Origin of the sequence: Photorhabdus heterorhabditis (genome assembly GCF_001280945.1) — a bacterium.
Classification (GTDB): Bacteria; Pseudomonadota; Gammaproteobacteria; order Enterobacterales; family Enterobacteriaceae; genus Photorhabdus; species Photorhabdus heterorhabditis.
The window spans coordinates 1-459 of sequence record NZ_LJCS01000241.1 but is presented as its reverse complement, the minus strand read 5'-3'; the positions used below and the strand labels follow the sequence as shown (position 1 = coordinate 459).

Below are 459 nucleotides of genomic sequence, written 5' to 3'. Positions count from 1 at the left end.
AAAATACCGTTGCATTAAGAGAACTAACAAATCCCTTCTCTCTATAATACTTATCCACCGTTTCCATATAAGTAGAATTCATACGGATCACCGTATCGTGATCAACAATATACAGACCATATTTAGCAGTTATCTTAGTCGGTTTTCCCTGACAAAATTGATCATGCTTCTCTACCCAAGTCAAAGGACGATTCAATTTATAAGGGTTATACAAAATATTCCATTTCATAACTACGCCTCCGCCGAAGTTGAATGAGCCATTGCAATTTTCTCTTGCAAACGGGTATATGCTGATAATTGGCGATCATACAATGCCTGACGTTCTTCCCGCTTCTGATTCGCCAAAATATAACGCCATAAATGCACAGGATTATTCGCGGCATTGACATTAATCGGGTCATCAGGATCAACCTGACAAGCGTCTTCTACTTCCTGAGGCCATTGCGGTATTTTGCTAGT

At 39.7% G+C, this 459-nt stretch carries 1 protein-coding gene and 1 pseudogene; both read right to left on the bottom strand.

What is annotated here, in order from left to right; genetic code table 11:
* On the bottom strand, positions 1–229 hold a 229-nt coding region (locus AM629_RS21545; protein ID WP_420806704.1), incomplete at its 3' end, for a hypothetical protein.
* A gap of 2 nt (positions 230–231) precedes the next feature.
* A pseudogene (locus tag AM629_RS24165) lies at positions 232–459 on the bottom strand (hypothetical protein); the annotation flags it as partial.